Raw genomic sequence first — 1,908 nt, forward strand, 5'->3', positions numbered from 1 at the left:
CCCGAGCCGCTCCTCGGTGAGACCGGTGACCAGACCGTCGTCCACGATCCCGGCGGCGTGCACCACCGCCGTCACCGGGTGCTCGGCCAGCAGCGCGGCCACCGCGTCCCGCTCGGCCACGTCACACGCCACGATCCGTACGGTGGCGCCGAGTTCCGCGAGACCCGCGGCCAGCTCGGCTGCGCCCGGGGTGTCCGGGCCGCGGCGACCCGTGAGGACCAGCTCGCGCACCCCGCAGTCGGCGGCCAGGTGCCGGGCCAGGGCGGCGCCGAGCGTGCCGAGACCGCCGCTGATCAGCACCGGGCCGCCCGGATCCCAGGTGGTGCCGTCCCGGCCGGTGACCCTGGACAGGGGGACCTGGGACAGCCGTGGCACGAGCACCGCGCCGTCCCGCAGCACCAGTTGCCCGCCGGGTACGTTCCACGCCGCGGCGGGGACCGCGGTGCCGTCCGTGCCCTCGAGGTCCGCGAGCAGGAAGCGGTCCGGGTGCTCCTGCTGCACCGAGCGCAGCAGGCCCCAGACAGCGGCGGCGGCCGGGTCGGTACGTGCGTTGCGGGTGCGCAGCGCCAGCCGGGTGGCGGCGAAGCGGTCCTCGGTCAGCCAGGTGCGCACCGCACCAAGCGCCCGCCCGGCCGCGGCGACCGGGTCGGTCTCGGTCCCGGCCGCCAGCACCACCACCCCGGGCAACTCCCCGTCGGGCAGCTCGGCCAGGTCGGTGCAGGTCAGCACGGTCGGTTCCGGACCGGCCGGGAGGGGCACGGGCACGAGGTCCTCGACGTGCAACGACTCGTGGTGGCCGAGTTGTCGGGCCGAGATCGGCCGGACGGCGAGGGATTCCACCACTCCGACCGGGGCGCCCGTCGGGTCGGCCAGCTCGATCCGGGCCGCCTCGGCGGCCACCGGGGAGATCCGCACCCGCAGCGCGGACGCCCCGGTGCTGCGCAGCGTGATCCCGTTCCAGGCGAACGGCAGCAGGGTGCGGCCGCCCACGTCCTCGTGCAGATAACGCAGGGCGTGCAGCGCGGCGTCCAGCAGCGCGGGGTGCAGCCCGTAGCGGCCGGTGTCCGTGAGCTCGGGCAGGGCGATGTCGGCGAAGATCTCGTCGCCGCGCCGCCAGGCCGCGCGCAGCCCCCGGAACGCCGGGCCGTACTCCAGCCCGGTGGCGGCGAAGTCGGCGTAGGCCGAGCCGACGTCCAGCGCGGTGGCGTCCGGCGGCGGCCAGGTGACCGCCTCGGACTGCGTCTCGGCAGGCATCGGGCCGAGCACGGCGCGGGCGTAACAGGTCCACGGCGTGCCGTCCTCGGCAGGGCGGGCATGCACGGTCAGCGGCCGGTGCCCGGCCGCGTCGGGTGCGCCGACCCTCATCTGTACCTCGACCGCGCCGTCCTCGGGCAGCACCAACGGCGCCTGCAGGGTCAGTTCGGCGACCGCGCCGGCGCCGGCCTGCTCGCAGGCGTGCAGGGCCAGTTCGGCGAAGACACTGCCGGGCACCACGGTCGCGCCGAGCACGGTGTGATCTCCCAGCCAGGGCTGCGCCCGGGTGGCCAGCCGCCCGGACAGCAGGAACCCGTCCTCCTCGGCGAACTCCACGGCCGCGTCCAGCAGCGGGTAGCCGTCCCGGCGCGGCGGTTCGGCGTTGTCGAGCCAGTAGCGGCGGCGTTGGAAGGCGTAGGTGGGCAGGTCTACCCGCTCGGCGGCGGGCAGGTACCGGCTCCAGTCGACGGTGCCACCGTGCGCGTGGAAGCGGGCCAGCCCGGTGGGCAGGGTCACCGACTCCGGTTGGTCGCGGCGTAACAGCGGCACGAACGCGGCCGTGGCATCCCCCGGCAGACAGTCCGGCCCTGTCGCCGACAACGCGGCGTCCGGCCCCACCTCCACGAACCTCGTCACACCCTGCGCATACAGATG

1 protein-coding gene is annotated in these 1,908 nt (G+C 75.9%); it reads right to left on the minus strand.

All coding sequences use genetic code 11. From position 1 onward, the window contains the following. A partial coding sequence (locus tag AB0D93_RS41520; RefSeq protein ID WP_362131956.1) for a polyketide synthase dehydratase domain-containing protein occupies positions 1–1,890 on the minus strand: 1,890 nt, incomplete at its 3' end. Between the last annotated feature and the right edge of the window lie 18 nt (positions 1,891–1,908).

The organism is Streptomyces sp. NPDC048191 (assembly GCF_040652655.1).
Classification (GTDB): Bacteria; Actinomycetota; Actinomycetes; order Streptomycetales; family Streptomycetaceae; genus Streptomyces.